This is a genomic window from Sutterella seckii (assembly GCF_009183815.1).
In the GTDB taxonomy this organism is placed as follows: Bacteria; Pseudomonadota; Gammaproteobacteria; order Burkholderiales; family Burkholderiaceae_F; genus Sutterella; species Sutterella seckii.
Map to the genome: position 1 here is coordinate 1 of NZ_WEHX01000212.1, position 782 is coordinate 782.

The 782-nt window shown below is 56.1% G+C and carries 2 protein-coding genes; both read right to left on the minus strand.

Going from position 1 to position 782, the window contains the following annotated elements; genetic code table 11:
• The coding region (locus GBM95_RS11885; protein ID WP_152159276.1) for a transposase at positions 1–240 on the minus strand (240 nt) is incomplete at its 3' end.
• 36 nt (positions 241–276) lie between these two features.
• Positions 277–782, minus strand: a 506-nt coding sequence (locus tag GBM95_RS11890) for an IS110 family transposase (RefSeq protein WP_152159277.1), incomplete at its 5' end; no start/stop codon positions are given.

The window sequence follows — 782 nt, forward strand, 5'->3', positions numbered from 1 at the left end:
GCAAATGCCGAGCCAGGAAGTAAACTGCTCTGACGTGGGGAAGTGGTCCTTCAAATCCGCACAGAGTTCGGCGTAAATCATGCGGGCCGAGCGTTCCTGAATCCCCGTTATGGTAATGAGCAGCTGGATGTCCTTCTCGTAGGGAGCCTGCAGCTGGCGGAGCCTTTCGAAAGTGCTTCGGTCGTACTCCTCGAGCTGATCGATCTTTTTCCGGAGCGCCAGAATCTGCTCCTTCATCATTGGCTCGATTTCGAAGTCGAGCGCTGCATGATCTGTTCAGGGCTTGCCGCACCGGCGGCTGTTTTGCTTGATGACATCAAACAAGTGCGGATCATCTCTGAGCTTGGCCATCAGGATGAGGCTGGCAGCTTTGGCCTCCGCGGATGTCGCTGAATACCGTTGTAGGCCGGGCATCCGTGAGATCAGAGACTTGCCGAAACGATTGGAAGTTCGGGAAATGTCATTCCTGTTCTTCTGCAGATCACGTGGAATGACGCGCTGCAGACGAAAGGCCTTCTCCGGCACGAAGGATTTTTTGAAGTTTCCCGTTCGGGCAAGAGACGCCAGACGTGATGCGTCCTTGCGGTCTGTTTTGCGGCCGGCTGCCGCTTTGGCGTCGCGGGCATTGATCAGAGCCAGCTGCTCAGAAGTGAAGCCGGCTCTCTCGAGGGCTTCGTACGGGCTCTGCCACAATGACCCGGTTGATTCCATAAGGATGATGTCGGGATTGCATTCACGGCACCAGGCGGCGAAAGCATCGATGCTTGCGCGGTCGGTATTGA